Source organism: Chitinophaga sp. 10T418 (assembly GCF_056394125.1).
Genome location: NZ_JBFTHG010000035.1, coordinates 1 through 3,865, shown reverse-complemented (window position 1 = coordinate 3,865; position 3,865 = coordinate 1). Strand labels below are relative to the sequence as shown.

The window sequence follows — 3,865 nt, the reverse complement described above, 5'->3', positions numbered from 1 at the left end:
ACACCAAACAACACCAAAGGAGTTAACCTTAAACCCACAAAGAACATGAAAGTCAGTCAAGAATTATCAATTTCATTCTGGTTAAGGAAGGACAACAAGAACCCCGCCGGCAAAGCAACTATTATGTTGCGCATTATCATCGATGGACAGCGGGATGGTTTCTCATTGGGGTACCAGGTGGAACCGGCGAGGTTCACTAATAAAGCCGCTGAAGTTGCCGGCAAATCGATGGAGGCCATCGAGATCAACAAACATATTCTTCATGTAAGGGGAGAGCTGATCCGGTACTACAATCTTTTGAAGGCCCAAGGACCAACTATTACCCCTACCATGCTGAAGAATGCCTATCAGGGTGTGGGCATCGAGAAAAAGACCTTAATAAAGGTCATCGATTACCACAACGAAAAATTCAAAGAGAAAGTAGAAAAGGAAAAACGATCCGAGGGCACGCTGAAGAAATGGTATACCACAAAGGAAAAGGTGGTTACTTTTCTGAAAACAGTATTTAAGCTCTCCGATATCCCAACGGAAAGGATTGAATATGCTTTTGCGGAAGACTTCTTTGATCACATGACGCTTACGGAAGGGATCCAGGACAACACCGCCATGAAGTACCTGAAAAATGTAAAACAGGTTTTAAAGTTGGCAGTTCAAAGAAAATGGCTTAGTGCAAACCCTTTGGAGGATTATGTGTGTACCTATGTAAATCCGGAGCGCGACATCCTAAGTATTGAAGAGCTGAGCATCTTATATCATAAAGAGTTCAAAATTCCACGCCTACAGGAAACCAAAGACGCCTATCTTTTTATGGCGCTTACCGGCTATGCCTATAAAGATGCGCTAATGCTGAGCCCTGAGAATATCTCCAAATTCTTTGACGGCGAAGACTGGATTGTAAAGAATAGAGAAAAGACCTGGTGCCGTGAAAATGTTCCCTTGTTGCCCATCGCAAAGGAAATTCTTGCTAAGTATAAAAATCATCCCTATTGTGTGGCGAACAATGTCCTCCTGCCAATCAATAGCAATCAACGTTTCAACGGTTATCTTAAAGAGGTGGCAGATCTTTGTGGTATCAACAAGAACCTTACTACCCATACCGCCCGGCATACATTTGCTACAACCGTCACATTGGCCAACGGGGTACCGCTGGAGACAGTAAGTGCCATGCTGGGGCATAAATCTATCCGGACAACGCAGATTTATGCGAAGATTGTTGCCAGTAAAGTCAGCGGAGATATGAAGACATTGAAGAGCATATTTAACCTTTCTCTGCCGGTTTCTCTCACCTCTCAAGCTGCTGCTTAGTATAAAATTATCAAGGTGGGTGTATGGCTGTGATCATTTCCTACCTTGATTTTCATAAGTATATTATAATTATTAAATATTGATAAATGTCATGTTCTTTATTGGGAGGTATGCTTATATTCAAAAATGACTTAAAATGCAGTTGTATAGTTATTGTCGTGTTGATGTCCAGAATGTTAATTCCAATCGTGTGAAGAGCTGATCACTAGCATTTTTATGTAGATAACCCAAACTTGACAAATCACCTCAAAATCATCCATTATTATGCAGCACCAGCATTATCAACTTTCCTATTTCGAAAAACTGATTCATGTTGACCTTAAACAAGCTACCTCTAATCAGAAGGAACCAGACAGTAATTTTTTCACTTTCGCAGTTTCAGATATCATCAGTCATAAGAATAGCATGCTGCAAAGATTTAATCAATACCTCTGTGATCTTGGTAAAAGAAAGCAAGTAGATTGGTATGTCAGTATGCATCAGCATCAACTGGTGTTACTCATGGAAGAAATGGCGACCTGTCTGCCGGAGGTTGATCTTACATGTCGCCAGGTATCGTTAACAGAAGTTACCTGGCTAAATCTTTACAAGATTATTTACTGCAACCTGAGTGAGCTCCTTTTATTTCTGGAACGCAAGTTTGAGCGTTATCTGGATATTGACTGCCGGCTACCGTCTTCATATCTAATAACTGCTAAGACCACTTTGTTCCAGGATATTAACTTGCTAAGGGAAAGGTTTGAAGCAACGGCCGTTGATAAGCATTTACTGTCAATAGTATTTCAGCCATTCATTGATTGTATAAAAGCTGATCGGACAGATTTTTCAATCAGTTACCGGCAACTTTACTTTCTAAAAGAAATGAAGAAACAGCTGTTTGAATTGCTGGATGGCAGGACAGAGGATTTAACAGAGAGATTAAAGAAGATCTTGCATTATCTCAACTTTAACAGTGTACAATATTTCGATTACTGGACAGAAGCTATTAGTGCTGAAATTGAAAATTTACCTACCATCCGTGAAAAACTGGACAGGCTTATTTATCTTCAAAAGAAGGTTAACCAGGCTACTGTTAAACCTGGATTCGCGTATAGTAAATTACGCGTTTCTCTTCAAACTCAACTACAGTCCTGGCTGGCGGAAGAAGTTACCTATCAAAAAGATAAAGAGTCATTGGAAGGCAGCAGCCATACCTCTGAAGAGCTGGGCCGTTGGAAAGACTTTAAAGTATTGACGAACTTCTCAGTACCTCAACTTGGCAATTTTCTCAGATTGCTGATGGAGAGCGGTTTTTATCTCAATAAGAACAGAACGGAGGTACTGGATTTCTTTTCCCATTTCTTTACCACTGTTAAACAGGACAGTGTTTCTCCCGGCAGTCTGCGAAGCAATTTCTATAAAGACAACGCGGCTGTATCTAAAACGGTACGCGATATTTTAACTGACCTGGTTAAATTCTCCCACAAAGGACTGAGTGTTGCCGCTTTCTTTACACTGGGTATTTCTATGATAATATAGGCTTGTGATATGATGAAAATAATTATCCCAAATTCTTCCAGTTAATAATCAAATAGTTACAGGGGGTACCAGTACCCCTGTGACTGTTCTTGTGTAGGAAATATTTTTTCCTTTGCCGCCATACCAAACAACCTCAAAACTTATGGCAGTAGAAATTCTAACCCGTGAAGATTTCGCGGTCTTCAAAACAGAGTTATTCAGAGAGCTACGCGAATTGCATAATGCTCCAGCCATTCAACCCCGCAAATGGCTAAAATCCCATGAGGTCCGAGACCTCCTTAGTATTTCACCTGGTACCCTCCAAAACATGCGTATAAACGGTACGCTTGCTTATACCAAAATTGGTGGTCTGATCTTTTACGATCATGATGATATCCTCAAACTATTAGGTAGCAAAAAGAAAGACTTAAAACATTCCTGATGAAAACAGCTGCACAGCCCAACTACATCAGGCATGTGAATGCCTTCTTCGCGCAGGTGAGGAGAGATGATCGCTTACATACCAATCATGTCAGCCTTTACATGGCTTTGTTCCAAATCTGGAATCAGCGCCATTTTAAAAAGTCTTTTCCCATCCTGCGCGACGAAGTCATTTCGCTCAGCCGCATCGGATCAATGAATACATATAGCCGTTGTATAAAGGAGCTGCATTGCTACGGGTATATTCTGTATCAGCAAGGCCGATTGACCATGCCTGGCATTGTTACTATTCTTCCGCTTCCGGGATCTTCTGAGGATGACACTACTCAACTTCAGCTATTTGATGAATTAACTGGGGATGAATCAGGTCCCTCAAATAATCACTCCAGTCGCAAAAGTGATACCGGCGATAGTCTCAAAAATGCGACTACCCCGTGTCGCAAAAATGATACTGGTTCGTGTCGCAAAAATGCGACTATGCCTTGTCGCAAAAGTGATACTATACCAGTCGCAATTTTGCGACACTTTAATAAACAAATAAACAAGTATAAACGAGAGAGAGAAAACATGCTCTCGCTCTCAAAAAAAAATTATAAAAATGAAATTAAAAATCCCCAAAAAA

The 3,865-nt window shown here is 40.7% G+C and carries 4 protein-coding genes; all 4 read left to right on the top strand.

Features of this window, described 5'->3' with window-relative positions:
* The first annotated feature begins 45 nt into the window (after positions 1–45).
* A complete protein-coding gene (locus AC1DCV_RS35600; RefSeq protein ID WP_477027655.1) occupies positions 46–1,305 on the top strand; it encodes a site-specific integrase in 1,260 nt (419 codons plus the stop codon).
* A gap of 264 nt (positions 1,306–1,569) precedes the next feature.
* Complete coding sequence (locus AC1DCV_RS35595) at positions 1,570–2,823, top strand: hypothetical protein (protein ID WP_477027654.1); 1,254 nt, start codon at positions 1,570–1,572, stop codon at positions 2,821–2,823.
* Between the two features lie 142 nt (positions 2,824–2,965).
* Entirely contained in the window at positions 2,966–3,244 is a 279-nt protein-coding gene (locus AC1DCV_RS35590) for a helix-turn-helix domain-containing protein (RefSeq protein ID WP_441576299.1), read from the top strand.
* Positions 3,244–3,865: hypothetical protein (locus tag AC1DCV_RS35585; RefSeq protein WP_477027653.1), on the top strand; the 622-nt coding region annotated here is incomplete at its 3' end. The genes AC1DCV_RS35590 and AC1DCV_RS35585, both read left to right, overlap by 1 nt.